The sequence below is a fragment of the Pseudomonas sp. MC6 genome (genome assembly GCF_054790575.1).
In genome coordinates, this window is the sequence record NZ_CP186504.1 from 5,377,318 (window position 1) to 5,402,133 (window position 24,816).

General features: G+C 59.6%; 21 protein-coding genes. 16 read left to right on the forward strand and 5 right to left on the reverse strand.

The genetic code is table 11. The features are described 5' to 3' along the window. Positions 1 to 44 precede the first annotated feature (44 nt). Positions 45 to 1,034 (reverse strand): taurine ABC transporter substrate-binding protein, encoded by a 990-nt coding sequence (gene tauA / locus ACOYXE_RS24055; protein WP_405122684.1) that lies wholly within the window; start codon positions 1,032 to 1,034, stop codon positions 45 to 47. A 364-nt stretch (positions 1,035 to 1,398) separates the two neighbouring features. Between tauA and ACOYXE_RS24060 the strand changes: the two genes are divergently transcribed. From ACOYXE_RS24060 to ACOYXE_RS24095, 8 genes are all read left to right on the forward strand, one after another. Further along, on the forward strand, positions 1,399 to 2,742 hold the full coding sequence (locus tag ACOYXE_RS24060; RefSeq protein WP_160059820.1) for an OprD family porin: 1,344 nt from the start codon (positions 1,399 to 1,401) through the stop codon (positions 2,740 to 2,742). A gap of 297 nt (positions 2,743 to 3,039) precedes the next feature. After that, a complete protein-coding gene (locus ACOYXE_RS24065) occupies positions 3,040 to 3,678 on the forward strand; it encodes a peroxiredoxin (protein WP_034151974.1) in 639 nt (212 codons plus the stop codon). A gap of 323 nt (positions 3,679 to 4,001) precedes the next feature. Continuing rightward, positions 4,002 to 4,595 carry an NADPH-dependent FMN reductase gene (ssuE, locus tag ACOYXE_RS24070; protein ID WP_007913832.1) on the forward strand — a complete coding sequence of 198 codons (594 nt, stop codon included), beginning with the start codon at positions 4,002 to 4,004 and terminating at the stop codon, positions 4,593 to 4,595. A gap of 89 nt (positions 4,596 to 4,684) precedes the next feature. Next, positions 4,685 to 5,650, forward strand: coding sequence for a sulfonate ABC transporter substrate-binding protein (locus ACOYXE_RS24075; RefSeq protein WP_160059818.1), 966 nt, complete (start codon positions 4,685 to 4,687; stop codon positions 5,648 to 5,650). Between the two features lie 25 nt (positions 5,651 to 5,675). Further along, the gene (gene ssuD, locus ACOYXE_RS24080; protein ID WP_405122685.1) at positions 5,676 to 6,824 is read left to right on the forward strand and encodes an FMNH2-dependent alkanesulfonate monooxygenase; all 1,149 of its coding nucleotides are present in this window, start codon (positions 5,676 to 5,678) and stop codon (positions 6,822 to 6,824) included. 8 nt (positions 6,825 to 6,832) lie between these two features. After that, positions 6,833 to 7,615: an aliphatic sulfonate ABC transporter permease SsuC gene (gene ssuC, locus ACOYXE_RS24085; RefSeq protein WP_003229260.1), complete on the forward strand. Its 783-nt coding sequence runs from the start codon at positions 6,833 to 6,835 to the stop codon at positions 7,613 to 7,615. Beyond that, a complete protein-coding gene (ssuB, locus tag ACOYXE_RS24090) occupies positions 7,612 to 8,418 on the forward strand; it encodes an aliphatic sulfonates ABC transporter ATP-binding protein (protein ID WP_460926741.1) in 807 nt (268 codons plus the stop codon). The genes ssuC and ssuB overlap by 4 nt, the downstream gene beginning before the upstream one ends. 27 nt (positions 8,419 to 8,445) lie before the next feature. Continuing rightward, a complete protein-coding gene (locus ACOYXE_RS24095; protein ID WP_003229256.1) occupies positions 8,446 to 8,661 on the forward strand; it encodes a TOBE domain-containing protein in 216 nt (71 codons plus the stop codon). Between the two features lie 153 nt (positions 8,662 to 8,814). On the opposite strand, the gene ACOYXE_RS24100 is transcribed toward ACOYXE_RS24095, so the two are convergent. Beyond that, positions 8,815 to 9,453 carry a TetR/AcrR family transcriptional regulator gene (locus tag ACOYXE_RS24100; RefSeq protein ID WP_460926742.1) on the reverse strand — a complete coding sequence of 213 codons (639 nt, stop codon included), beginning with the start codon at positions 9,451 to 9,453 and terminating at the stop codon, positions 8,815 to 8,817. 229 nt (positions 9,454 to 9,682) lie between these two features. Then, on the reverse strand, positions 9,683 to 11,059 hold the full coding sequence (locus ACOYXE_RS24105; RefSeq protein ID WP_007913842.1) for a glutamine synthetase family protein: 1,377 nt from the start codon (positions 11,057 to 11,059) through the stop codon (positions 9,683 to 9,685). 729 nt (positions 11,060 to 11,788) lie between these two features. Here ACOYXE_RS24105 and ACOYXE_RS24110 point away from each other — a divergent pair. The 7 genes from ACOYXE_RS24110 (at position 11,789) to ACOYXE_RS24140 (ending at position 20,152) form a co-directional block, all read left to right on the forward strand. After that, positions 11,789 to 13,147, forward strand: a complete 1,359-nt coding sequence (locus ACOYXE_RS24110; protein ID WP_034151968.1) for a glutamine synthetase family protein — start codon at positions 11,789 to 11,791, stop codon at positions 13,145 to 13,147. A gap of 56 nt (positions 13,148 to 13,203) precedes the next feature. Then, positions 13,204 to 14,568 (forward strand): aspartate aminotransferase family protein, encoded by a 1,365-nt coding sequence (locus ACOYXE_RS24115; protein ID WP_077574959.1) that lies wholly within the window; start codon positions 13,204 to 13,206, stop codon positions 14,566 to 14,568. 172 nt (positions 14,569 to 14,740) lie between these two features. Further along, a complete protein-coding gene (locus ACOYXE_RS24120; RefSeq protein WP_460926743.1) occupies positions 14,741 to 15,853 on the forward strand; it encodes a polyamine ABC transporter substrate-binding protein in 1,113 nt (370 codons plus the stop codon). A gap of 188 nt (positions 15,854 to 16,041) precedes the next feature. Next, positions 16,042 to 17,139, forward strand: coding sequence for a polyamine ABC transporter substrate-binding protein (locus tag ACOYXE_RS24125; RefSeq protein WP_160059814.1), 1,098 nt, complete (start codon positions 16,042 to 16,044; stop codon positions 17,137 to 17,139). A gap of 66 nt (positions 17,140 to 17,205) precedes the next feature. Continuing rightward, positions 17,206 to 18,348 (forward strand): ABC transporter ATP-binding protein, encoded by a 1,143-nt coding sequence (locus tag ACOYXE_RS24130; RefSeq protein ID WP_007913856.1) that lies wholly within the window; start codon positions 17,206 to 17,208, stop codon positions 18,346 to 18,348. Between the two features lie 35 nt (positions 18,349 to 18,383). Next, the gene (locus tag ACOYXE_RS24135; protein ID WP_174244537.1) at positions 18,384 to 19,265 is read left to right on the forward strand and encodes an ABC transporter permease subunit; all 882 of its coding nucleotides are present in this window, start codon (positions 18,384 to 18,386) and stop codon (positions 19,263 to 19,265) included. Next, positions 19,262 to 20,152, forward strand: a complete 891-nt coding sequence (locus tag ACOYXE_RS24140; RefSeq protein ID WP_093429780.1) for an ABC transporter permease subunit — start codon at positions 19,262 to 19,264, stop codon at positions 20,150 to 20,152. The genes ACOYXE_RS24135 and ACOYXE_RS24140 overlap by 4 nt, the downstream gene beginning before the upstream one ends. Positions 20,153 to 20,292: 140 nt before the next feature. Here the strand turns inward: ACOYXE_RS24140 and ACOYXE_RS24145 are convergent, their stop codons facing one another. Continuing rightward, positions 20,293 to 20,934, reverse strand: coding sequence for an HD domain-containing protein (locus ACOYXE_RS24145; RefSeq protein ID WP_460926744.1), 642 nt, complete (start codon positions 20,932 to 20,934; stop codon positions 20,293 to 20,295). A 226-nt stretch (positions 20,935 to 21,160) separates the two neighbouring features. On the opposite strand from ACOYXE_RS24145, the gene ACOYXE_RS24150 reads away from it, so the two are divergent. Beyond that, the gene (locus ACOYXE_RS24150; RefSeq protein WP_160059811.1) at positions 21,161 to 22,126 is read left to right on the forward strand and encodes a GlxA family transcriptional regulator; all 966 of its coding nucleotides are present in this window, start codon (positions 21,161 to 21,163) and stop codon (positions 22,124 to 22,126) included. A 186-nt stretch (positions 22,127 to 22,312) separates the two neighbouring features. Here ACOYXE_RS24150 and ACOYXE_RS24155 read toward each other — a convergent pair whose 3' ends face one another. Continuing rightward, complete coding sequence (locus tag ACOYXE_RS24155; RefSeq protein ID WP_460926745.1) at positions 22,313 to 24,724, reverse strand: penicillin acylase family protein; 2,412 nt, start codon at positions 24,722 to 24,724, stop codon at positions 22,313 to 22,315. Positions 24,725 to 24,816 lie beyond the last annotated feature (92 nt).

The window sequence follows — 24,816 nt, forward strand, 5'->3', positions numbered from 1 at the left end:
TTGTTCAATGAACCCATGTGGGAGCGAGCCTGCTCGCGAAGCTTTTATTGCGCCACAAACTTCGCGCTGACATACGGCGAATAATCCGGCAGCACCGTTTCAACCTTGCCCTGTTCCTTCAAAAACTTCGCCGTCTCGCCAATCGCTTTCGCCGTGCCGCCGTCCAGCAGCGCCGTGGTTTGCTGCGCCTTAGCGTCCGGGAACGCCGACCCTGCGAGCAATTCCGGCACATCAGCGGCATTGGCACCGGTCAGTTTGGCGATTTTCTGTACCGGCACCGAGTCAGCCGTCCAGCTGTCTTTATGCGCCGCGTAATCGGCAAATGAATCCAGCGTAACCTTGGCGAACTTCGCGACAACGTCAGGATGCTTCTCGGCAAAATCCTTGCGCGCGACCCAAACCTCGAAGGTTGGCGCACCCCACTGGCCGACCTGCGCAGCATCGGTCAGGGTCTTGCCGGTCTTGCGAATTTCCCCCAGCGCAGGCGACCAGACAAATGCGCCATCGATATCGCCACGCTTCCACGCCGCTGCGATCTCTGCTGGTTGCAGGTTCACCACTTTGACTTTCGAGGCGTCCAGGCCCCAGTGCTTGAGGGCGCCGAGCAGGCTGTAGTGTGAGGTCGAAACGAAAGGTGTGGCGATGGTTTTGCCGACCAGGTCCTGGGGGGTGTTGATGCCGCTGCCATTGCGCACCACCAACGCTTCGGCGGCATTGATCTGCGCCGAAACGATGAACGCCACAATCGGCAGATTACGCGAAGCGGCAGCGGCCAATGGGCTGGAACCGAGGTTGCCGATCTGCACGTCACCCGAAGCAATGGCTGTCACAACTTCCGGGCCACTGTTGAAGCGGCGCCAGTCGATTTTCTCGCCGATGGTTTTCTCGTAGACGCCGTCGGCCTGGGGGACTTTGCTCGGGTCGATACCGGTCTGATAACCCACGGTGAGGTTGGCGGCATGGGCCGAAAAAGAAATCAGCGCTGACACACAAACTGTAACAAATTGACTGGATAGTGCGCGTTTGGCCATCATGGCGTCGCCTTTTCGATAGGGTTTGACGATTCGGGGTTACGCCAAAGCTAATCGATATAAAAAAAGGCTAACAAATACCATTTAGGAATGAGCTTAGTCGCCGATACGCTGTTTCCCGGCGGAGGTGGCAAGATACTGGCCATATTCCGAAATGATATGAAAAAGAATGAATAAATTCTTTTTGGGTTTATCAGGAAATCTTTACTCTGCACGGACCAAATCACTGCGATTAGACCTTGGTCGTAGACACACAAGGTTACGATTGACTTGTCAGTCACGGTCTGGCGCTAATCGCGCATCTTAGGACCCGGGGCATCAGACCCAGGGCCAGGAACACAAGAATTAGAAACGAGAGGAGCTTTACATGAACAAGTCCACCTTGGCCCTGGCTGTGGCCGTAGGGGTTATGGCGCAGCAGGCAGGCGCCGCCGGTTTCATCGAAGACAGCAAAGCTACTTTGGGGCTGCGTAACTTCTACATCAACACCGATAACCGTGACGGCGCTGGCGCCAACAAGAACGAAGAGTGGGGCCAAGGCTTCGATCTGCGTTTCATCTCCGGTTACACCCAAGGCACCGTTGGTTTCGGTATCGATGCCATCGGCCTGCTGGGCGTACGTCTGGATTCGGGCGGCGGTACTAACGGCAACAGCGGTACCGCTTACGGCGGCACTGTGTTCCCGAGCGAGTCCAACGGCAAAGCGGTGGACAACTTCTCCAGCCTGGGCCTGACTGCCAAAGCCAAGATCTCCCAGACTGAACTGAAGCTGGGTACTCTGCAGCCGAAGAATCCGGTCATCGTGACCAACGACGGTCGTCTGCTGCCACAAACCTGGCAGGGTGGCCAGATCACTTCCGGCGAAATCAAGGACCTGACCCTGGTCGGTGGTCAGATCGAAGCCGTGAAAGGTCGTAACTCCAGCAACAACGAAAACCTGTCGATCGGTGGCGCCAACACCCGTGGTACTGCGTTCCGTGACAGCAACAAGTTCATCTACGCCGGTGGTGACTACAAGATCACCAAAGACCTGACTGCCCAGTACTACTACGGCAACCTGGAAGACTTCTACAAACAGCACTTCCTGGGTCTGGTTCACAACTGGGCAATCGGCCCGGGCGTATTGAAGTCCGACTTCCGTTACTTCAACAGCTCCGACGACGGCAAGAACGGCACTGATTCGGCTTACTACAGCAGCGGCAACTACACCGGTTTCCGTAACGGTCGTGGTGAAGTTGATAACAACCTGTACAGCGGCCTGTTCCTGTACACCGTTGAAGGTCACACCTTCGGTGGCGGCTACCAGGTTTCCAATGGCAGCAGCGACTTCCCTTGGCTGAACCAGGGCGACGGCTCGTCGAACTACACCATCACCGACATGCAGATCCAGAAGTTCGGTCGTGCCGGCGAGAAAACCTGGCAGGCTCGCTACTCGTATGACTTCGCTAAAGTTGGTGTACCTGGCCTGACCGCTGGTGTGGTTTACCTGAAAGGCGATTCGATCGACACCGTGGGTGCCAATGGTCGCGAAAGCGCGTCGAACCGTTCCGAGTGGGAACGCGATTTCACCATCGGCTACGTAGTGCCGGAAGGCCCGTTCAAAAACGTCGGCCTGATGTGGAAAAACGCTGTATGGCGCACCGACCTGCCGAACACCCGTTCGCAGGACGAAAACCGCCTGATCGTCAGCTACTCGATCCCGCTGCTGTAATAGCGAGTTCCTGCACCTGATGTAAAAAAAGCCCCGTCCGGCATCGCGCCGGACGGGGCTTTTGCGTTTTCGAGTCAGGCCCACCCCCGTAAGCCCTCCCCCGAAATTCCCCTCTTTACAGCAACTCAAGGCCTTCTCGAACCTTGCGACCGATGTTCGTCGGGATGCCGTTCGGCGTCCAGTGAACAGATGTTTAATATTCACTTATGATCTAGATATCTCATTATTTATTCTTTTTCATGATGGCAAATCCCGGGCTACAGTTGAGGTCTCGAACAACTTATCAGGAGCAGCACCATGAGCCTCAGACTCGGCGACATCGCCCCCGATTTCGAACAGGATTCCAGCGCCGGCAAGATTCGTTTCCACGAATGGCTGGGCGATAGCTGGGGCGTGCTGTTCTCCCACCCGGCGGACTTCACCCCCGTGTGCACCACCGAGCTGGGCTTCACCGCCAAGCTCAAGGATGAGTTCAGCAAGCGCGGCGTCAAGGCCATCGCGCTGTCGGTCGATCCGGTGGACTCGCACCACAAGTGGATCGAAGACATCAACGAGACCCAGAACACTGTCGTCAACTTCCCGATCCTGGCTGATGCCGATCGCAAGGTCTCCGATCTCTATGATCTGATCCACCCGAATGCCAACGACACGCTGACCGTGCGTTCGCTGTTCGTGATCGACCCGAACAAGAAGATTCGTCTGACCATCACTTACCCGGCGAGCACCGGGCGCAACTTCCACGAGATTCTGCGGGTGATCGATTCGCTGCAGCTCACCGACAACTACAAGGTGGCCACCCCGGCCAACTGGCAGGACGGTGAAGAGGTGGTGATCGTGCCTTCGCTCAAGGATGAAGATGAGATCAAAAAGCGCTTTCCGAAGGGCTATCGCGCGGTGAAGCCGTACTTGCGCCTGACGCCACAGCCGAATAAGTGAGATTTGCGGTGTAGCCACCACCGCTTTCGTCGGAACGCCGCCCGGAGCAGGCTCGCTCCCACAGGTGATCGCATTCCAAATGTGGGAGCGAGCCTGCTCGCGAAGGCGTTAGTCCAGTTACCACGGAACTACTAAGCAGGGGATTTCAGGCCGTTTCGACGGCCTTTTTTTTCGCCTGAAACAAAGCGAATCTCATATCTCCAAAAAGCATAACCAAATGAATAAATATGATTTATGGATATATAAATCAGCTGGTAAGGTCACTCCCATCGAAGCGAGATCGCAACCCGCGAATCGCCTGTAACGCTTAAGGAATCGTCTCAATGCTGGTCGTCTCACTCGGTGGCAGTCCCAGCCTGCGCTCCCGTTCCGGGGTGCTGCTGGAACGCTCGCAACGCTGGTTGCAGGCGCAAGGGGTGGAAGTGGTGAGTTATCAGGTGCGGGACTTCCCGGCCGAGGATTTGCTCCACGCCCGCTTCGACAGCCCGAAGGTGCTCGACCTGCTGCAACAGATTGAAAACGCCGACGGTCTGCTGATCGCCACACCGGTTTACAAAGCGTCGTTTTCCGGCGCCCTGAAGACCCTGCTGGATCTGCTGCCCGAGCGCGCCCTGAACCACAAGATTGTCTTGCCGATGGCCACGGGCGGCAGCATTGCCCACATGCTGGTGGTCGACTACGCCCTCAAGCCTGTTTTGTCGGCGCTGAAAGCCCAGGAAATGCTCCAGGGGATTTTCGCCGAGGACAGCCAGATCGCTTACGGCGAAGGCAGTGCTGCGGCGCAACTGGCTCCAGCGCTGGAGCAGCGACTGCACGAAGCGCTGGATCAGTTTGTCGGCGCCATGGCCCGTCGGCCGAAACCGCTGGAACCGGGTCTGTTGAACGAACGTTTGTTGAGTGCTCGCTGGAGCATTTAAGCCTCATCGAAATTTGAAGTACTCGCCTTACTCGCCCGCTAACGGGCAAGCAGGTGCAGCCAAAACCCAACAGCAAAAAGGAGAGCGCTATGCGCACTGTATTTTTGCGTCGTGGTCTGGTCGCTCTGTTTGCTGCGGCTGTCACCTTCGGCGCCATCACTCAAGCTCAAGCCGAGACATTGCGGATCGGTTATCAGAAGTACGGCACGCTGGTGCTGCTCAAAGCCAAGGGCACTCTGGAAAAACGTCTGGCCGCCCAAGGCGTCGACGTGCAATGGACTGAATTTCCCGGTGGCCCGCAACTGCTCGAAGGCCTGAACGTCGGCTCGATCGACTTCGGTGTCACTGGCGAAACTCCACCGGTGTTCGCTCAGGCGGCCGGCGCCGATCTGCTTTACGTCGCTTATGAACCGCCAGCGCCGAACAGCGAAGCGATCCTTGTGCCGAAAGACTCGCCGATCAAATCGGTGGCCGATCTCAAGGGCAAGAAAGTCGCCCTGAACAAAGGCTCCAACGTTCACTACCTGCTGGTGCGTGCACTGGAAGACGCCGGTCTGAAATACAGCGACATCCAGACCGTATTCCTGCCGCCGGCCGATGCTCGCGCTGCGTTCGAACGTGGCAGCGTCGACGCCTGGGTCATCTGGGATCCGTACCAGGCTGCCGCCGAGAAACAACTGCAAGCGCACACCCTGCGCGACGGCAAAGGCATTGTCGACAACCACCAGTTCTATCTCGCGACCAAGCCTTACGCACAGAAAAATCCCGAGGTGATCAAGACCCTCGTGGAAGAAGTGCGCGCGGTCGGCGAGTGGTCGAAAGCCAATCCTGAAGACGTGACCCAACAAGTCGCGCCACTGCTCGGTCTGCCGGCGGATATCACCCTGACTTCGGTGCAACGCCAGGGCTACGGCGCGCTGTTCCTGACCCCGGAAGTGGTCGCCGCGCAGCAGAAAATCGCTGACACGTTCTTCCAGCTCAAGCTGATTCCCAAGCCGCTGAGCATCAAGGATGTGATCTGGACACCACCGGCCGCTGTGGCTAAAGCGCAGTAATTCGAATCCCCAAGGAGACCACTCCATGAGCCTCAATATCTTCTGGTTCCTGCCTACCCACGGCGACGGCCATTACCTTGGCACCGCCGAAGGCGCTCGCGCCGTCGACCACGGTTATCTGCAACAGGTTGCGCAAGCGGCTGATCGTCTGGGTTTCGGCGGTGTGCTGATTCCCACCGGCCGCTCCTGCGAAGACTCGTGGCTGGTGGCGGCGTCGCTGATCCCGGTGACCCAGCGTCTGAAGTTTCTCGTTGCCCTGCGCCCCGGGATCATTTCCCCGACGGTCGCGGCGCGGCAGGCAGCCACCCTTGATCGCCTGTCCGGCGGCCGTGCGCTGTTCAATCTGGTGACTGGCGGTGACCCGGAAGAATTGGCTGGCGACGGTCTGTTTCTCAGCCACGAAGAACGCTATCAAGCCTCGGTGGAATTCACCCGCATCTGGCGTCGTGTGCTCGAAGGCGAAACCGTCGATTACGACGGTCAGCACATCAGCGTGAAGGGTGCGAAGTTGCTCTATCCGCCGATCCAGCAACCGCGTCCGCCGCTGTACTTCGGCGGCTCCTCGGAAGCGGCGCAGGACCTGGCTGCTGAACAAGTGGAAATGGTCCTGACCTGGGGTGAGCCGCCAACAGCAGTGGCCGAGAAGATTGCCCAAGTCCGAGCCAAAGCCGCCAAGCTCGGCCGCACCGTACGCTTCGGTATTCGTCTGCATGTGATCGTCCGTGAAACCAACGCTGAAGCGTGGCAAGCGGCAGATCGGCTGATCTCGCACCTGGACGACGACACCATCGCTCGCGCTCAAGCGTCGCTGGCGCGTTTCGATTCGGTTGGCCAGCAACGCATGGCCGCGCTGCACGGCGGCAGCCGCGACAACCTCGAAGTCAGCCCGAACCTCTGGGCCGGCGTTGGCCTCGTGCGCGGTGGTGCCGGTACGGCGCTGGTCGGCGATGGCCCGACCGTGGCCGCACGTGTGAAGGAATACGCGGATCTGGGCATCGACACCTTCATCTTCTCCGGTTATCCACACCTCGAAGAGTCTTATCGCGTCGCTGAACTGCTCTTCCCGCACCTCGACATCGAGCGTCCGGAACTGCCGAAAAGCGCCGGTTATGTCAGCCCGTTCGGCGAGATGGTCGCCAACGACATTCTTCCCAAAGCCGCGTCGCAGAGCTGAGGCGCGCCATGAAGAAAATCATCCACAGCCTCGCGCCCTGGGCGTTGCCGGTGTTGTTGCTGGCGGTGTGGCAGCTGTCGGTGTCGGCCGGTTGGTTGTCGACACGGATTTTGCCGGCACCGGTGGCGGTGATCGAAGCCGGCGTGAGCCTGGTGCGCAGCGGTGAAATCTGGACGCATCTGGCGATCAGCGGCTGGCGTGCGGCCCTCGGTTTCACCATCGGTGGCAGCATCGGTCTGGTCTTGGGTTTCATCACCGGCCTGTCGAAGTGGGGCGAACGCCTGCTCGACAGCTCGGTGCAGATGATCCGCAACGTGCCGCACCTGGCGCTGATTCCGCTGGTGATCCTCTGGTTCGGCATCGACGAGTCGGCGAAGATCTTTCTGGTGGCGTTGGGCACGTTGTTCCCGATCTACCTCAACACTTATCACGGCATCCGCAACGTCGATCCGGCGCTGGTGGAGATGGCGCGCAGCTATGGCTTGAGCGGTTTCAGCCTGTTCTGGCAGGTGATCCTGCCGGGCGCGCTACCTTCGATTCTGGTCGGTGTGCGTTTCGCCCTGGGCTTTATGTGGCTGACGTTGATTGTGGCGGAAACCATCTCGGCCAGCTCCGGCATCGGCTACCTGGCGATGAACGCCCGCGAGTTTTTGCAGACCGACGTGGTGGTGCTGGCGATCCTGCTTTACGCGGTGCTGGGCAAACTCGCCGACCTCGCGGCCCGAGGACTTGAGCGTGTGTGGTTGCGCTGGCACCCGGCTTATCAGGTTGCCAAAGGAGGTGCGGCATGACTGCTCAACAACCTCCACGCCTGCTGCGCGGGATTCCGCTGGCGGTGCGCAACCTGCAGAAAACCTTCGGCGCGCGGCAGGTGCTGCGTGACATCGATCTGCACATTCCGGCGGGGCAATTCGTCGCCGTGGTCGGGCGCAGTGGCTGCGGCAAAAGTACCTTGCTGCGCTTGCTCGCCGGCCTCGATAAACCGACTGGCGGCGACTTGCTCGCCGGTTCTGCGCCACTCAGCGATGCGCGGGAAGACACCCGATTGATGTTCCAGGAAGCACGCCTGCTGCCGTGGAAAAAGATCATCGACAACGTTGGCCTCGGCCTTAAGGGCAACTGGCGCCCGCAAGCGCTGGATGCACTGGAAGCGGTGGGTCTGGCGGATCGTGCCAATGAGTGGCCGGCGGCGCTGTCTGGCGGACAGAAGCAGCGCGTTGCGCTGGCGCGGGCGCTGATCCATCAACCGCGCCTGCTGTTGCTCGACGAACCGCTCGGCGCGCTGGATGCGCTGACCCGAATTGAAATGCAGCAACTGATCGAACGTCTCTGGCAGCAACACGGCTTCACCGTGCTGCTGGTGACCCACGATGTCAGTGAAGCGGTGGCGATTGCCGACCGGGTGATTCTGATCGAGGACGGCGAAGTCGGCCTCGATCTGCATGTCGAACTGCCGCGGCCGCGAGTGCGTGGTTCGCACAGACTCGCAGCGCTGGAAACCGAAGTGCTTAACCGTGTTCTCTCCCTGCCCGGCGAACCGCCGGCGCCGGAACCTGTTTCACCACTGCCTACGCAACTGCGTTGGGCTCAATAACTCAAGCAAACGACAGGAATCATTGCCATGACTATCAAAGCCATCAACGTCCGTAACCAGTTCAAAGGCTCGATCAAGGAAATCGTCCTCGGTGACGTGCTGTCGGAAATCGACGTGCAGACCGCTTCCGGCATCGTCACTTCGGTGATCACCACCCGCTCGGTCAAAGAGCTGGAACTGGTGGTCGGCAGCGAAGTGATCGCCTTTGTGAAATCCACCGAGGTGTCGATCGCCAAGTTGTAAGCCGGTGAGTAAAAAACAAAACCGGAGGGCGTGAGCCCTTCGGGGTTTTTTGTGCCTGGCTTGAAATCGGCGGCGCGGCCTTCGCGAGCAGGCTCGCTCCCACAGGGGATCGCATTCCAAATGCGGGAGCGAGCCTGCTCGCGAAGAGGCCAGTCAGACCACTAGAGATCTTTTGGGCAGATAAGGTGGCAGATACAGCCCGATATAGGCATCAAACACGCGCATCCCTTCCTCGGCCATGCGCGGGGTGATCTGCCCATGCTGCTGCACCGAGCGCGCATACACCCGGTCGCCCAACTCCATCGCCAAGGCAAACACATCGACATCTGCCGGCAACCTCGGCAATTCGAAGTGATGATCGAACAGCTTGTGCATCAGATCGCCCAGTTCTATGTCGTGCTGACGATCTGCCTGAGTCACTTCGGTCAGACCATGTTGCGCGAGGATCAACTGCCGTGCGGCGGCGTCTTCGTCGTAGATCTCCAGCATTCGCTGCTCGACCAGCCGCGACAGATCACGCCAGTCACGCAGGGCTTCGTGATCGATCGGTGCTTGCAGGCAGGCGCGGAACGCAGCGTGGACATCCGCCGTCAGCGCTTCGAGCAATGCCGGGACGCTGGCGAAAAAGTGGTACACGGAGGAGGGCGGAATCTGCGCGCGCTTGGCGACGCTGTAGATCGACAGACTCGCCACACCCTCGGCCGCCAGCAATGCGCGCGCGGCGTCGAGTATCGAATCGATGCGCGCCTGGCTGCGGGCACGGGGTTTGCGGACGGGGGCGGGTCGCGTCATGGAAGTCTCCTGCGGGGCAGCGGGCATTGTACGAGCCGGCTCTTGTGTTGTCTTGTCGACCGCCTTCGGGAGCAAGCCCCCTCCCACAGAGATCTCCAGTGAGAAGAAAATTTGTGTGCATAGGAGATCCCCTGTGGGAGCGAGCTTGCTCGCGATCCGCCGCAGGCGGCCATAAAAAAACGCCGTTGGCTGCGAGAGCCGACGGCGTTCTGTTTGGTGCTACAACCGCTTAAACGGTATGCAGATACCAGTTGTACTCAAGGTCGGAGATGGAGTGTTCGAACTCCTCCAGCTCGCTTTCCTTGCAGGCGACGAAGATATCGATGTACTTCGGATCGATGTACTTGGCCATCACCTCGCTGTCGTCCAGCTCGCGCAGGGCATCGCGCAAGTTGTTCGGCAGGCTTTGTTCGTTCTGCTCGTAGCTGTTGCCTTCGACTGGCGCGCCCGGCTCGATCTTGTTGGTCAGACCGTGGTGCACGCCGGCCAGTACCGAAGCCATCAGCAGGTACGGGTTGGCGTCGGCACCGGCGACGCGGTGTTCGATACGCACGGCATCGGACGAGCCGGTCGGTACGCGAATCGCCACGGTGCGGTTGTCCAGACCCCAGCACGGCGAGTTCGGTACATAGAACTGCGCGCCGAAACGACGGTAGGAGTTGACGTTCGGGCAGAGGAAAGCCATCTGCGCGGGCAGGGTCTCGAGCACACCGCCGATCGCGTGACGCAGCGCGGCGTTCTGCTCGGGATCCTCGCTGGCAAAAATGTTTTTGCCTTCTTTATCCAGAATCGAAATGTGTACGTGCAGACCATTGCCTGCCTGGCCCGGATACGGTTTGGCCATGAAGGTGGTGTCCATTTCATGGTCGTAGGCGATGTTCTTGATCAGACGCTTGAGCAGTACCGCGTAGTCGCATGCCTTGATCGGGTCGGCGACGTGGTGCAGGTTCACTTCGAACTGCGCCGGGGCACTTTCCTTGACGATGGCGTCGGCCGGGATGCCTTGCTCTTTGGCACCTTCCAGAATGTCCTGGAGGCAATCGACGTATTCGTCGAGGTCGTCGATCAGATAGACCTGCGTCGAGTGCGGACGTTTGCCGGAGATCGGCGAGCGTGGCGGCTGAGGGCGGCCGTTCACGTTTTCCTGGTCGATCAGGTAAAACTCGAGTTCGAATGCGGCGCAGATGGTCAGGCCCAGCTCGTCAAACTTTGCAACAACTTGACGGAGCACTTCGCGCGGATCGGCGAAGAATGGGTCGCCTTCGAGTTCGTGCATGGTCATCAACAGTTGCGCGGTCGGGCGCTTCTGCCATGGCTCATTGCACAGGGTGTCGGGGATTGGATAGCAGATACGATCGGCGTCGCCGATGTCCAGGCCCAGGCCGGTGCTTTCCACCGTCGAACCATTGATATCCAGAGCAAATAGAGAGGCCGGCAGGTTGATGCCTTTCTCGTAAACCTTGTGGAGACTGGTGCGTTCAATGCGCTTGCCGCGCACCACACCATTCATATCCGCAATCAGAAGGTCAACGTACAGAACCTCAGGATGTTCCTTAAGGAACGCGTTCGCTTCGTTAAGCTGAACGGCACGCGGGGGTACCGACATGATGCAACACCTTTGTTGTTAAAAATATCAATCATTGATCTTTTCTGGTTTCAGTCAACCCGAACGGCTTGCCGAAGTCAAGCGAGGCCTTTTTTGCCCTAAAAAAGCGCTGCGAGGGCATTTATGGGGCACTTTCGGGCGATTTTTGGCCCTTGGGACACTGCGCACCCGCAGGCTTGAGCAGGCCGTGTTGTATTTTTTACGGGGGTGTTGTGTAAAAAAATGAACAAGGCTAAGCTCCGATCAAACCCATAACAGCAATAATACCGGGGTGCTTCATGTCTCGCCTGCCGTTAATCGGCATCACCGATTGCTCGCAACAGTCCGGTCTGCATGCTCATCACATCAGTGGCGACAAATCCGTCCTTAGCGCAGCCAGCATGGCTCGCCCGTTAGCGACGATGTTCCCGTCCATGGCCGTTCAAGCGTCAGCGTCCGATATTCTGGACGTACGGGAAAGCATCCTGTTTATGGCGTCCCCTTCCAATATAGATCGCTTTCACCCTCAAAGCCTGTGCCGCTTGCCCAGCCGTGCTCATGATTCTGCACGCCTGGACTGTGCACAGGAAATGCAACGCCAGCGTAAAGGGCAGGTAAGCTCCTCTTTCATTGTCTATGCGCGGTGCCAGGCATAAGCCGGCACTGCGCGAGCAAGCCCCCTTTAACGCGACGCCCATAGCGTCAAACTTTGCCTGACATCATGTCAGGAGACTCAGCCCAGAGGCATTTATGAGTAACAACCTCGACCAGCTCACCGATTGGTTGAAAGACCACAAGATCACAGAAGTCGAATGCATGATCGCCGACTTGACCGGTATCACCCGGGGCAAGATTTCGCCGACCAACAAGTTCATTGCCGAAAAAGGCATGCGTCTGCCGGAAAGCGTGCTGTTGCAGACCGTGACCGGCGACTACGTCGAAGACGACATCTATTACGAACTGCTCGACCCAGCCGACATCGACATGATCTGCCGCCCCGACCAGAACGCCGTGTACCTGGTGCCGTGGGCCATCGAGCCCACTGCGCAGGTGATCCACGACACCTACGACAAGCAAGGCAACCCGATCGAGCTGTCGCCGCGCAACGTCCTCAAGAAGGTCCTCAAACTCTATGCCGACAAAGGCTGGCAGCCGATTGTGGCGCCGGAAATGGAGTTCTACCTGACCAAGCGCAGTGACGACCCTGACTATCCGTTGCAGCCGCCAATCGGCCGTTCGGGCCGTCCGGAAATCGGTCGCCAGTCGTTCTCCATCGAAGCGGCGAACGAATTCGACCCGCTGTTCGAAGACGTCTACGACTGGTGCGAACTGCAGGAACTGGACCTCGACACGCTGATCCACGAAGACGGCACGGCGCAGATGGAAATCAACTTCCGTCACGGCGACGCGCTGTCGCTGGCCGACCAGATTCTGGTGTTCAAGCGCACCATGCGCGAAGCCGCACTCAAGCACGACGTGGCTGCGACTTTCATGGCCAAGCCAATGACCGGTGAGCCGGGCAGTGCGATGCACTTGCACCAGAGCATCATCGACATCGAGACCGGCAAGAACGTCTTCTCCAATGAAGACGGAACCATGAGCCAGTTGTTCCTGCACCACATCGGTGGCTTGCAGAAGCTGATTCCGGAATTGCTGCCGCTGTTCGCCCCCAACGTCAACTCGTTCCGCCGCTTCCTGCCGGACACCTCGGCACCGGTGAACGTCGAGTGGGGCGAAGAGAACCGCACCGTGGGCCTGCGCGTACCGGATGCCGGCCCGCAGAACCGCCGTGTGGAAAACCGTCTGCCGGGCGCCGACGCCAACCCGTACCTGGCGATCGCCGCGAGCCTGCTCTGCGGTTACATCGGCATGGTCGAAGGCCTCAACCCGAGCGCACCAGTGGTGGGCCGTGGTTACGAGCGCCGCAACCTGCGCCTGCCGCTGACCATCGAAGACGCGCTGGAGCGTATGGAAAACAGCGCCACCATCGAGAAGTACCTGGGCAAAACCTTCATCACTGGCTACGTCGCGGTAAAACGGGCCGAGCATGAAAACTTCAAGCGCGTGATCAGTTCCTGGGAGCGTGAATACCTGCTCTTCGCCGTCTGATACGCCGGGCGCGGTCCTCAGCGGCCGCGTCTTCACCGATAACAAGGAGAATTGGCATGACCAGCAACAACCCGCAAACCCGCGAGTGGCAAGCACTTAGCAATGATCACCACCTGGCCCCGTTCAGCGACTTCAAGCAGCTGAAAGAGAAGGGCCCGCGGATCATCACCAACGCCAAGGGCGTTTACCTGTGGGACAGCGAAGGCAACAAGATTCTCGACGGCATGGCCGGTCTGTGGTGCGTGGCCATCGGTTACGGTCGCGATGAACTGGCCGACGCGGCCGCCAAACAGATGCGCGAACTGCCGTATTACAACCTGTTCTTCCAGACCGCGCACCCGCCGGCACTGGAGCTGGCCAAGGCCATTGCCGACGTGGCGCCGGAAGGCATGAACCACGTGTTCTTCACCGGTTCCGGCTCCGAAGGCAACGACACCATGCTGCGCATGGTCCGCCACTATTGGGCGATCAAGGGTCAGCCGAACAAAAAAGTCATCATCAGCCGCAAGAACGGTTATCACGGTTCGACCGTGGCCGGCGCGAGCCTCGGTGGCATGACTTATATGCACGAACAAGGCGACTTGCCGATCCCGGGCATCGTCCACATCGCCCAGCCGTACTGGTTCGCCGAGGGTGGCGAGATGTCGCCGGAAGAGTTCGGTATCTGGGCGGCCAATCAGCTGGAAGAGAAGATTCTCGAAGTCGGCGTCGACAACGTCGGTGCCTTTATTGCCGAGCCGATTCAGGGCGCCGGCGGTGTGATCATTCCGCCCGACAGCTACTGGCCGCGCATCAAGGAAATCCTCGCCAAGTACGACATCCTCTTCGTCGCGGACGAAGTGATTTGCGGTTTCGGCCGTACCGGTGAGTGGTTCGGTAGCGATTTCTACGATCTCAAGCCTGACATGATGACCATCGCCAAAGGCCTGACTTCCGGCTACATCCCGATGGGTGGCCTGATCGTCCGTGACTCCGTTGTTGCGGTGCTCAACGAAGGTGGCGATTTCAACCACGGCTTCACTTACTCCGGTCACCCGGTGGCGGCAGCGGTGGGCCTGGAAAACATCCGTATCCTGCGCGATGAGAAAATTATCGAGAACGCGCACAACGAAACGGCACCGTATTTGCAGAAACGTCTGCGGGAACTGAACGATCACCCGTTGGTGGGTGAAGTTCGCGGAGTCGGTCTGTTGGGCGCGATCGAGCTGGTGCAGGACAAGGCCACGCGCAAGCGTTACGAAGGCAAGGGCGTCGGCATGATCTGCCGCCAGTTCTGCTTCGACAACGGCCTGATCATGCGCGCTGTGGGCGACACCATGATCATCGCGCCGCCGCTGGTGATCAGCAAAGCCGAGATCGATGAACTGGTTACAAAGGCACGTAAATGCCTGGACCTGACCCTCAGTGCGTTGCAGGGCTAAGTGCTAGGCTTTGAGCGGGGGAGCTGCGGCGCGCTCGCTCAAAGCTGTCAGAAAGGCTGGTCTTTTCTTGAAAGACCGCCTCGGATCTTGCCAGACTATCCGCGGTTCCAGTTGTCCGGGTTCGGCCGCTGAACAAAGTGGTTCAAAAAAGAAAAATTTGGAGCATTAACGCATGAAGGCATTAGGCAAAAAGCTCGCTGGCAAGACTCTGCTCGCCATGTCCCTGATGGGAGTCATGGCGACTGCGGCTCAGGCGGACGACAAGGTGTTGCACGTCTACAACTGGTCCGACTACATCGCCCCGGACACTGTGGCCAACTTCGAAAAAGCCACCGGGATCAAAGTCGTCTATGACGTCTTCGACAGCAACGAAACCCTCGAAGCCAAGCTGCTGGCCGGCAAGTCCGGTTACGACATCGTGGTGCCTTCCAATAACTTCCTCGCCAAGCAGATCAAGGCCGGTGTTTACCAGGAGCTGGACAAGTCCAAGCTGCCGAACTGGAAGAACCTCGACGAAGACCTGCTCAAGGCTGTTGGCGATGCCAGCGACCAAGGCAACAAGCACGCGTTCCCGTACATGTGGGGCTCGATCGGCATCGGCTACAACCCGGCCAAGGTCAAGGCTGCGCTGGGCATCGACAAGATCGATTCCTGGGACGTGGTGTTCAAGCCTGAAAACATCGAGAAGCTCAAAAGCTGCGGCGTAAGCTTCCTCGACGCCCCGACCGAAATGATTCCGGCGGCGTTGCACTATCTGGGCAAGCCGACCAACAGCAAGGACAAGGCTGACCTGAAGGCCGCCGAAGACCTGTTCCTGAAGATTCGTCCTTCGGTTGCCTACTTCCATTCCTCCAAGTACATCTCCGACCTGGCCAACGGCAACATCTGCGTCGCCGTCGGTTACTCGGGTGACCTGGAACAATCCAAGACCCGCGCCCAGGAAGCCGGTGACAAGGTCAAGCTGGCCTACACCATTCCAAAAGAAGGTGCTGGCACGTTCTACGACATGGTCGCCATTCCCAAGGATGCCGAAAACGTCGAAGCCGCCTACAAGTTCATGAACTACCTGCTTGAGCCGCAAGTGATGGCCGGCATCACCAATGCCGTGCGTTTCCCGAACGGCAACAAAGCTGCCACGCCACTGGTGGACAAGGACATCACCAGCGATCCGAGCATCTACCCGTCGGCTGAAGTGAAGAAGCAGCTCTACGCGATCAGCGATCTGGACGCAGCGACCCTGCGCCTGATCACTCGCAGCTGGACCAAGATCAAATCCGGTAAATAAGCCGGTTTGACGCAACAACCGCTGGCCGTCATGCCCCGCGCGGGCGGCCAGCGGATCAATTAAATGACAGGAAGTTTTGCAGGAACGGTTTTTCGAGGGTAAGTTGCGCGCCGGTTTTGTTGCCGGGCAGCCACGGCTGTCATGCAGCGCGGGGCAACTTGGGCCCAACTAATTTAGAGGACCTCCACTTGCCTATTTTTTCTTCTTTGCGCAAAGCCCTGCTGGCCACTGCCGGCCTGACGATTGCTGTCGGAGCCCAGGCCGCCGGTACGGTGCATATTTATAACTGGTCCGATTACATCGGCGAGACCACCCTGGCCGACTTCCAGAAAGCCACCGGGATAAAACCGGTCTACGACGTCTTCGACTCCAACGAAACCCTGGAAGGCAAGCTGCTCGCCGGGCGTACCGGCTACGACGTGGTCGTACCGTCGAACCACTTCCTCGGCAAGCAGATCAAGGCCGGCGCGTTCCAGAAGCTCGACAAGTCGCAGCTGCCGAATTATTCCAATCTCGACCCGGCGCTGCTCAAGCGTCTGGAGCAGAACGATCCGGGCAACCTGTACGCCGTGCCGTATCTGTGGGGAACCAACGGCATCGGCTACAACGTCGATAAAGTGAAAGCTGTGCTGGGTGTCGACAAGATCGATTCGTGGGGCGTTTTGTTCGAGCCTGAGAACATCAAGAAGCTGCAAAGCTGCGGCGTGGCGTTCCTCGATTCGGCGGATGAAATGATGCCGACTGTGCTCAACTATCTGGGCCTGAATGCCAACAGCACCAATCCCAAGGACTACGAAAAAGCCACCGACAAGTTGCTCGCGGTGCGTCCTTACGTGACCTACTTCCATTCCTCGAAATACATCGGTGATCTGGCTAACGGTGACATCTGCGTGGCCATCGGTTTCTCCGGCGATATCTTCCAAGCGAAAAACCGCGCAGCCGAAGCCAAGAAGGGCGTGAACATCGCCTACGCGGTGCCGAAAGAGGGCGGTGCCTTGTGGTTCGACATGCTGGCAATCCCCAAGGATTCGTCGAACGTGAAGCAGGCCCATGCCTTCATCAACTATCTGCTGAAACCTGAGGTGATCGCTCAGGTCAGTGATTACGTCGGTTACGCCAACCCCAACCCGGGGGCGGACAAGCTGATGGAACAATCCATCCGTACCGATGCGTCGGTGTATCCGCCGCAGGCCGTTATCGACAAGGCCTACGTATCGACCGAGTTACCACCGAACATTCAGCGCCTGATGACCCGCAGCTGGACCAAGGTCAAGTCGGGGATGTAAGGCACACACTATCCTGGGTTCGCCTTGCGGGGCGAACTGCACTGTTTTTTTCTGGGAGTTTCGTAAATGGCAGTTGCCTCCGGCGCCTATAAGAAAGCCCTCGAGGGCGACCAGACACCGAAACAGGTGCTGGTCAAAATCGACCGGGTCACGAAGAAGTTCGACGAGACGATTGCCGTGGACGATGTGTCCCTGGAAATCAAGAAAGGCGAAATCTTCGCCCTGCTCGGCGGTTCGGGATCGGGCAAATCCACTCTGCTGCGGATGCTGGCAGGGTTCGAACGGCCCACGGAGGGGCGCATTTTCCTCGACGGCGTCGACATCACCGACATGCCGCCGTACGAACGTCCGATCAACATGATGTTCCAGTCGTACGCCTTGTTCCCGCACATGACCGTGGCGCAGAACATCGCCTTCGGCCTCAAGCAGGACAAGATCCCGGCGGCTGAAGTCGACGCTCGCGTGGCCGAGATGCTCAAGCTCGTACAGATGAGCCAGTACGCCAAGCGCAAGCCGCATCAATTGTCGGGCGGTCAGCGTCAGCGCGTGGCGCTGGCCCGTTCACTGGCCAAGCGGCCGAAGCTGCTGTTGCTCGATGAGCCGATGGGCGCACTGGACAAGAAACTGCGCTCGCAGATGCAACTGGAGCTGGTGGAAATCATCGAGCGCGTCGGCGTGACTTGCGTGATGGTGACCCACGACCAGGAAGAGGCCATGACCATGGCCGAGCGCATCGCGATCATGCACCTGGGCTGGATCGCCCAGATCGGCAGCCCGATCGACATCTACGAAACCCCGACCAGCCGTCTGGTCTGCGAATTCATCGGCAACGTCAATATCTTCGAAGGCGAAGTGATCGACGACGCCGAAGGCCACGCAACCATCACCTGCAAAGATCTTGATCGGCAGATCTACGTTGGCCACGGCATCAGTACTTCGGTGCAGGACAAGTCGGTCACCTACGCGATCCGCCCGGAGAAGCTGCTGGTCACCGCCGACCAACCGACCTGCGAATACAACTGGTCGAGCGGCAAGGTCCACGACATTGCCTACCTCGGCGGGCACTCGGTGTTCTACGTCGAATTGCCAAGCGGCAAACTGGTGCAGTCGTTCGTCGCCAACGCCGAACGTCGCGGCGCGCGTCCGACCTGGGGCGATCAGGTCTACGTGTGGTGGGAAGACGACAGCGGCGTGGTACTCCGCTCATGAACATGCGCAAATTCAAACGCCGCATCAACCGAATAATCCCCAATGGCCGGCAACTGGTCATCGGGGTCCCGTTCATCTGGCTGTTTCTGTTCTTCATGTTGCCGTTCTTCATCGTCCTGAAGATCAGCTTCGCCGAAGCCGACGTGGCCATCCCGCCGTACACCGAGATCTACACGTACGCCGAGCAGAAGCTGCAACTACTGCTGAACCTGGGCAACTACGCAATGCTGGCGGGCGACGAGTTGTACATCGCCGCGTACCTCGGCTCGTTGAAGATGGCGCTGATCAGCACTGTCCTCTGTCTGGTGATCGGCTACCCGATGGCCTACGCCATCGCCACCGCCCGTAAAGAGCTGCAAACGGTGCTGGTGCTGCTGATCATGATGCCGACCTGGACGGCGATCCTGATCCGCGTTTACGCGTGGATGGGCATCCTCAGCAACAACGGTTTGCTCAACGGTTTCCTGATGAGCATGGGTTTCATCGACGAACCTTTGCAGATCCTCAACACCAATCTTGCGGTGTACATCGGCGTCGTTTACTCGTACCTGCCGTTCATGATCCTGCCGCTGTACGCCAACCTGGTGAAGCACGATCACAGTCTGCTGGAAGCGGCATCCGACCTCGGTTCGAGCACCTTCAACAGCTTCTGGAAAATCACTATTCCGCTGTCCAAGAACGGCATCATTGCCGGCTGCATGCTGGTATTCATCCCGGTGGTCGGCGAGTTCGTGATCCCGGAACTGCTTGGCGGTCCGGAAACCCTGATGATCGGCAAGGTGCTGTGGCAAGAGTTCTTCAACAACCGTGACTGGCCGGTGGCGTCCGCGCTGGCGGTGGTGATGCTGGCGATCCTGATTGTGCCGATCATCCTGTTCAACCGCAGTCAGGCCAAGGAAATGGAGGGTAAAGAATGAAGCGCTTCCGTTTCTCCAGCCTGATGCTGGTTCTGGGTTTGCTGTTTATCTACCTGCCGATGCTGATCCTGGTGATCTACTCGTTCAACGCCTCGAAGCTGGTGACGGTGTGGGGCGGCTGGTCGATCAAGTGGTACGTCGGCCTGCTCGACAACACGCAACTGATGGGCTCGGTGCTGCGCTCGCTGGAAATCGCCTGCTACACCGCAGTTGCCGCGGTGGCGCTGGGGACGCTGGCGGCGTTCGTGCTGACGCGCATCACGCGCTTCAAGGGCCGCACGCTGTTCGGCGGCCTGGTGACAGCGCCGTTGGTGATGCCGGAAGTGATCACCGGTCTGTCGCTGCTGTTGTTGTTCGTAGCCATGGCGCAGATGATCGGCTGGCCGCAGGAACGTGGCATCGTCACCATCTGGATCGCCCACACCACGTTCTGTGCGGCGTATGTGGCGGTGGTGGTGTCGGCGCGCCTGCGTGAGCTGGACCTGTCGATCGAAGAAGCGGCGATGGACCTCGGTGCGCGGCCGTGGAAGGTGTTCTTCCTGATCACCATCCCGATGATCGCGCCATCGCTGGCGGCGGGCGGCATGATGTCGTTCGCGCTGTCGCTGGATGATCTGGTGCTGGCGAGCTTCGTCTCGGGGCCGGGTTCGACGACCCTGCCGATGGAAGTGTTCTCGGCGGTGCGTCTGGGTGTGAAGCCTGAGATCAACGCCGTGGCCAGTCTGATCCTGCTGGCGGTATCGATCGTGACCTTCATGGTCTGGTTCTTCAGCCGCCGTGCCGAAGAAGCGCGCAAGAAAGCCATCCAGCAAGCCATCGAAGAAAGCGCAGCCGATTCGTGGAAACAGCCGGACGTGCGTCGCGCACCAGCGCCGGAAGCGGCGTAGGCAATATCGGGTTGGTCCCTTTCTCAAGACCAACCCAAATCCCCATGTAGGAGTGAGCCTGCTCGCGATGGCGGTGTGTCAGCTGAAAACTACCTGGCTGACACACCGCCATCGCGAGCAGGCTCACTCCTACATGGGTTTTATGCAGTCCAGGGAGAGTTGCGGATGACCTCGACAAAGTTCATCGGCTTGAACCCCGGCTGCTGATCCTTCAGCACATCGGTCTTCACATTGCCAAACGTCGTCTGCGGACGATGGCGCAAACCATTGGCAAACGCGCAGATGATGCACTCCTTGAAACCTTCCCCACGCGGGTGCGCATGCACCACCGCCTCGCGCTGCACAGTGCTGAACGCCGCGTAATCCATGCCCAGCACATCCATTTCCACACCAGCCGTTACCAGCGCCACGGTCGGGCGCAGATGCTTCGGCACGCCTGGCGTGGTGTGCAGGGCAATCGACAGCCACACCTGTTCGATGTCGTCATCGCTCAACCCGTACGGTTTGAGAAACGCTGCTGCCGCGTTCGCGCCGTCGACTTCAAAACGCTCGTCATCACTGCGGTGGCCTTCGACCAGACCGAGGTCGTGGAACATCGCGCCGACGTACAACAGTTCCGGATCGTAGGCCAGTTGCTGGCGCTCACCACTCAGCGCGCCGAACAGAAATACCCGACGCGAATGGTGGTAGAGCAGGTCGGACTCGATGTCGCGGATGTACTCGGTGGTGGCCCGGGCGAGGGTGCTGTCGGGGATTTTGATGCCGGCAATGGTGGTGCTCATAACGATTTCCTCGTCGAAAACGCCGTCGTGGCGCTGATGGGGAAAGTCTGTTCCCGGCGCGGGAAGCGAACAATCGATGCATGGCTGCGATCCTTGCCATTCGACGCGCAAATCGTGCCAAGCTAAAAAGATCGCAGCCTGCGGCAGCTCCTACATGGGAAAGCGGACACCTGTAGGAGCGGCCGCAGGCTGCGATCTTTTGCTCTTAAAGGGGGAATCCACAGCCATGAGCAAAACCGTCGCCATCGTCGTGTTCGCAGGCGTGCAGTCGCTGGACGTCAGCGGCCCTATGGATGTGTTCGCCGAGGCCAATCGCTTCCTGGCGCCCGAGGATCACTATCGGCTCGATGTGATCGGCGTCGAACACGGCCCGATGGCCTGTTCCAACGGTTTGAACCTGAACGCCCATCGGCATTTCAGCGAAGCGCTGGATGCCTACGACCTGCTGCTGGTCGCCGGTGGCCCACAATTGCCGTTCATGGTTTTTGGCGCGACGTTCGATGATTGGCTGCGTGAAGCCTGCGCGCGGGCACAGCGTTTCGGCTCGATCTGCAACGGCGCGTTTATGCTGGCGCGGGCCGGATTGCTGGAAGGGCGCACCGTCACCACGCATTGGAACGATGCCGAGGCGTTGGCGCAGTTGTGTCCGACGACGCAGGTCGACGCGGATCGTTTATATGTCGAGGACGGCACGCTCTACACCTCTGCCGGGGTGACGGCGGGGATCGATCTGTCGCTGTATCTGCTGGCGCGGGATCACGGCGCTGAGGTGGCGCTGAGCGTGGCCAAGCGGCTGGTGGTGTTTACTCAGCGCTCCGGTGGGCAGTCGCAGTTCAGCCCGTTCCTCACGCCGCATGCGGAGCCGACGTCGGCGGTAGCGATGGTGCAGCTTTATGTATTGGCTAATCTGACGGGCGATCTGACGATTGCCGATCTGGCAACTGCGGCGAACATGAGTGCGCGCAATTTTTCGCGGGTGTTTGCTCGGGAGGCGAAGGTGACGCCGGCGGAGTTCGTCGAGCGGGCGCGGGTGGATGCGGCGCGGGTGATGCTGGAGAGCACGGCGGCGCCGTTGAAGACGGTGGCGTATCAGTGTGGGTTTCGTGACGCGCAACATATGCGCGGGGTGTTTAACCGGCGGTTGGGGGTTACGCCGCAGCAGTTTCGGCTGAACTTTGCGGTGATGGTTTGACCCATACCCTCACCCCAGCCCTCTCCCAGAGGGAGAGGGAGCCGACCGCAGTGTCTGGCGTGATACATCGACCTGAAAGACCTTAGCGATTATGGATTCGGTAAAGCAGTGTCAGGTCGCTGTAAGCCTTGAGCATCCCCCAATCAGTCCCCTCTCCCCCCGGGAGAGGGCTAGGGTGAGGGGCTTTTAAGGCGCTGCCCGCGCCGGCAACAACTTCAAGGTACTGCGCGTATTCGCCGTCACCTCTTCGGCATTGAAATGCGCCTGCACATACATCCCGTCGACATACGCCTCAGCCTGATCGTCATAGTGACTGTCAAACGGCACACCACTCTGCCCGACCGGGTTGATCGTCAACCCATGCGCCGGATCGGCAAAATCCACCAAGCGCCGTGTCGACGGCCCGTAGGTCACCGGCCACGGTGCCGGTCCGATCCTCGCCGACAGGTTGTTCGGCACTTCGTGACTGCCCGGCGCCGCAAACGGCCCGACATTGAAAATCCGATCCAGTGGCTTCTGCTGCCCCAGCGGATGCCCGTGAGTCAGCGTGTGCGCCGCGCCCCATTTCCACTCGGTAGTGTTGTCGCCAAGGGTCAGCTTCAAGTGCTGCATGCTCGCCTGCCACGCTGCGCGCACGATATCAGCGCGGGTCTCCTTGGTCGGTGTACTGCGGTTATCCCACCACGGTGAATCGGCATTCGCCGCCAGTTTCGGCAGCGCCGCATCAATTACTCGCGTCGACAGCAGCGTGTCGAAAAAGTCATTGCCCAACTCATCCCGCATCGCTGCATCGGCGAGGTCGTAGAGGAACTGGTTGAACACCGTTGCACTGACCGAATCCAGCGGATAGTCGCCCGGCCACTGCGCCAGTTGCCCGACCAGTTTCAGTTGCGCCGGATCACTCACCACCTCACGCAGTACCGGCAGCAATGGCGCCAGCAAGCGCGGGCCGTAACCGGTGGCGGTGCCTAATTGCAGTTTCTGATTGGCCTCGTTGGTCCACTTCACGCTCTTGTCGCTGAGCTGACGATTCAGTTTCTGGCCGCGATCGGCGAGGTTGTAGTAACCGGGAATCTCCATGCCGGTCGGCGACAGCGGCTGGAAGTTGGCCGAGACGATGTAGCCGCGCGCCGGGTTCTCTTCCTGCGGGTTGGCGCTGAACGGGTAGAAGCCGTCCTTGTCGGCCTGATTGCTGCTGCCGTCAAGAATGAATTCCGGCCGCACCCCGGCCGGGCGCTTGGGCAGCAACGCCGAGGCCCACCAGGCGATATCACCCTTGGCGTTGGCATAGACGAGATTCAGTCCCGGTGCCTGGACTTTCGCGGCAGCGCCGCGGGCCTTGGCCAGGGTGTCGGCGCGGTTGAGCTGGTAGAAGCCTTCGAGGATCGGGTTTGGCGTTTCGAGGAAGGCCCACCACATCGCAATCGGCGTTTTTCCGGCAGCAGTTCCCAGCGCATCGTTGACGATCGGACCGTGGGGCGATTGGCGCAGGGTGAGGGGCACTGGCGGCTGGCCCTTCACATTGATCTGCTGCTGCGTGACGACCATGTCGGTCCACTGGCCGCGATACCAGACCTGATTCGGGTTATCCGGATTGACCTTCTCGGCGATCAGATCCAGATCATCGTTCTGGAACATGGTCAGGCTCCAGCCGAAATCGAGGTTGTGGCCGAGGAAGGCGAAAGGCACCAGCGCCTGATGATGACCGTACAACTCGAAGCCCGGCGCCGACAGTTGCGCCTCGTACCATACCGACGGCACCGAGAAGCGAATGTGCGGGTCACCGGTCAGCAGCGGTTTGCCGCTCTGGCTGCGGCTGCCCGCGATGACCCAGGCGTTGCTGCCTTCGAACTGCGGCAGACCATTATCGATCAGTGCCAGTTCGCTGAGGCGGGCGAGGGCATTGAGGTCTTTCCAGTCGCCGGCGGCGAGGGCCGGCGCAGGCTTGGCGTGACCGTTGACCAGCACACCTTTGGGCTGCCAGTCGAGGTCGAAGACCTTGAGGTAATCGGCACCGAGCTGATCGCGCACATAGGTCAGCAGCGGCTCAGTGCGAAATGCGGCGGCAAAGCTGTAGGCCATGTAACCAGCGACGCTGATGCTGTCTTCTGCTGTGAACGGCCGTTTGGGGATGCCCAGCACGTCGAACTCGATCGGCGCGGCGTGGCTGTCCTGATATTGGTTGATGCCATCCAGATAGGCTTGCAGGCCCTTCCACGCCGGCGACTGTTTATCGAGACTGGCGACGTAACTGGCGGCGCGCTCGCGGATGCGCAGGCTGCGGAACAGTTTGTCGGTGTCGAGCAGCTTCGGCCCGAGTACTTCCGCCAGCTCACCACGGGCGAGGCGGCGCATGGCTTCCATCTGGAACAGGCGATCCTGGGCATGCACATAGCCGAGGGCGCGGTAGAGGTCGGTTTCGTTCTCGGCACGGATGTGCGGCACGCCGCGCTCGTCGTAGCGCACGGTCACCGAACCTTGCAGGTTGCGCAGTTCGACCTGGCCCTGGCGCGTCGGTTGTTTGCTGTAGACGTACCAGCCTGCGCCGGCAAGCAGAACAACGATGAACAAGCCAAGTACGGTGAACACGCGCTTCATGGTGACTCCTTGTGCAGGCGGGATTGCCGCCCGTCGGGCTGCAAACAATTAGCACAGACCTTCTGTGCCGTGCAGCGCTGTCCTTGAAAAGT

What these genes read in the sequence shown, in the direction of transcription:
- ACOYXE_RS24065 (WP_034151974.1), top strand. Translation starts at nt 3,040, where the DNA reads ATGAGCCTCAGACTCGGCGACATCGCCCCCGATTTCGAACAGGATTCC.
- ACOYXE_RS24105 (WP_007913842.1), bottom strand. Translation starts at nt 11,059, where the DNA reads ATGTCGGTACCCCCGCGTGCCGTTCAGCTTAACGAAGCGAACGCGTTC.
- tauA (WP_405122684.1), bottom strand. Translation starts at nt 1,034, where the DNA reads ATGATGGCCAAACGCGCACTATCCAGTCAATTTGTTACAGTTTGTGTG.
- ACOYXE_RS24145 (WP_460926744.1), bottom strand. Translation starts at nt 20,934, where the DNA reads ATGAGCACCACCATTGCCGGCATCAAAATCCCCGACAGCACCCTCGCC.
- ssuD (WP_405122685.1), top strand. Translation starts at nt 5,676, where the DNA reads ATGAGCCTCAATATCTTCTGGTTCCTGCCTACCCACGGCGACGGCCAT.
- ACOYXE_RS24155 (WP_460926745.1), bottom strand. Translation starts at nt 24,724, where the DNA reads ATGAAGCGCGTGTTCACCGTACTTGGCTTGTTCATCGTTGTTCTGCTT.
- ACOYXE_RS24095 (WP_003229256.1), top strand. Translation starts at nt 8,446, where the DNA reads ATGACTATCAAAGCCATCAACGTCCGTAACCAGTTCAAAGGCTCGATC.
- ACOYXE_RS24130 (WP_007913856.1), top strand. Translation starts at nt 17,206, where the DNA reads ATGGCAGTTGCCTCCGGCGCCTATAAGAAAGCCCTCGAGGGCGACCAG.
- ACOYXE_RS24110 (WP_034151968.1), top strand. Translation starts at nt 11,789, where the DNA reads ATGAGTAACAACCTCGACCAGCTCACCGATTGGTTGAAAGACCACAAG.
- ssuE (WP_007913832.1), top strand. Translation starts at nt 4,002, where the DNA reads ATGCTGGTCGTCTCACTCGGTGGCAGTCCCAGCCTGCGCTCCCGTTCC.
- ACOYXE_RS24150 (WP_160059811.1), top strand. Translation starts at nt 21,161, where the DNA reads ATGAGCAAAACCGTCGCCATCGTCGTGTTCGCAGGCGTGCAGTCGCTG.
- ACOYXE_RS24060 (WP_160059820.1), top strand. Translation starts at nt 1,399, where the DNA reads ATGAACAAGTCCACCTTGGCCCTGGCTGTGGCCGTAGGGGTTATGGCG.
- ACOYXE_RS24120 (WP_460926743.1), top strand. Translation starts at nt 14,741, where the DNA reads ATGAAGGCATTAGGCAAAAAGCTCGCTGGCAAGACTCTGCTCGCCATG.
- ACOYXE_RS24100 (WP_460926742.1), bottom strand. Translation starts at nt 9,453, where the DNA reads ATGACGCGACCCGCCCCCGTCCGCAAACCCCGTGCCCGCAGCCAGGCG.
- ACOYXE_RS24140 (WP_093429780.1), top strand. Translation starts at nt 19,262, where the DNA reads ATGAAGCGCTTCCGTTTCTCCAGCCTGATGCTGGTTCTGGGTTTGCTG.
- ACOYXE_RS24075 (WP_160059818.1), top strand. Translation starts at nt 4,685, where the DNA reads ATGCGCACTGTATTTTTGCGTCGTGGTCTGGTCGCTCTGTTTGCTGCG.
- ACOYXE_RS24115 (WP_077574959.1), top strand. Translation starts at nt 13,204, where the DNA reads ATGACCAGCAACAACCCGCAAACCCGCGAGTGGCAAGCACTTAGCAAT.
- ssuC (WP_003229260.1), top strand. Translation starts at nt 6,833, where the DNA reads ATGAAGAAAATCATCCACAGCCTCGCGCCCTGGGCGTTGCCGGTGTTG.
- ssuB (WP_460926741.1), top strand. Translation starts at nt 7,612, where the DNA reads ATGACTGCTCAACAACCTCCACGCCTGCTGCGCGGGATTCCGCTGGCG.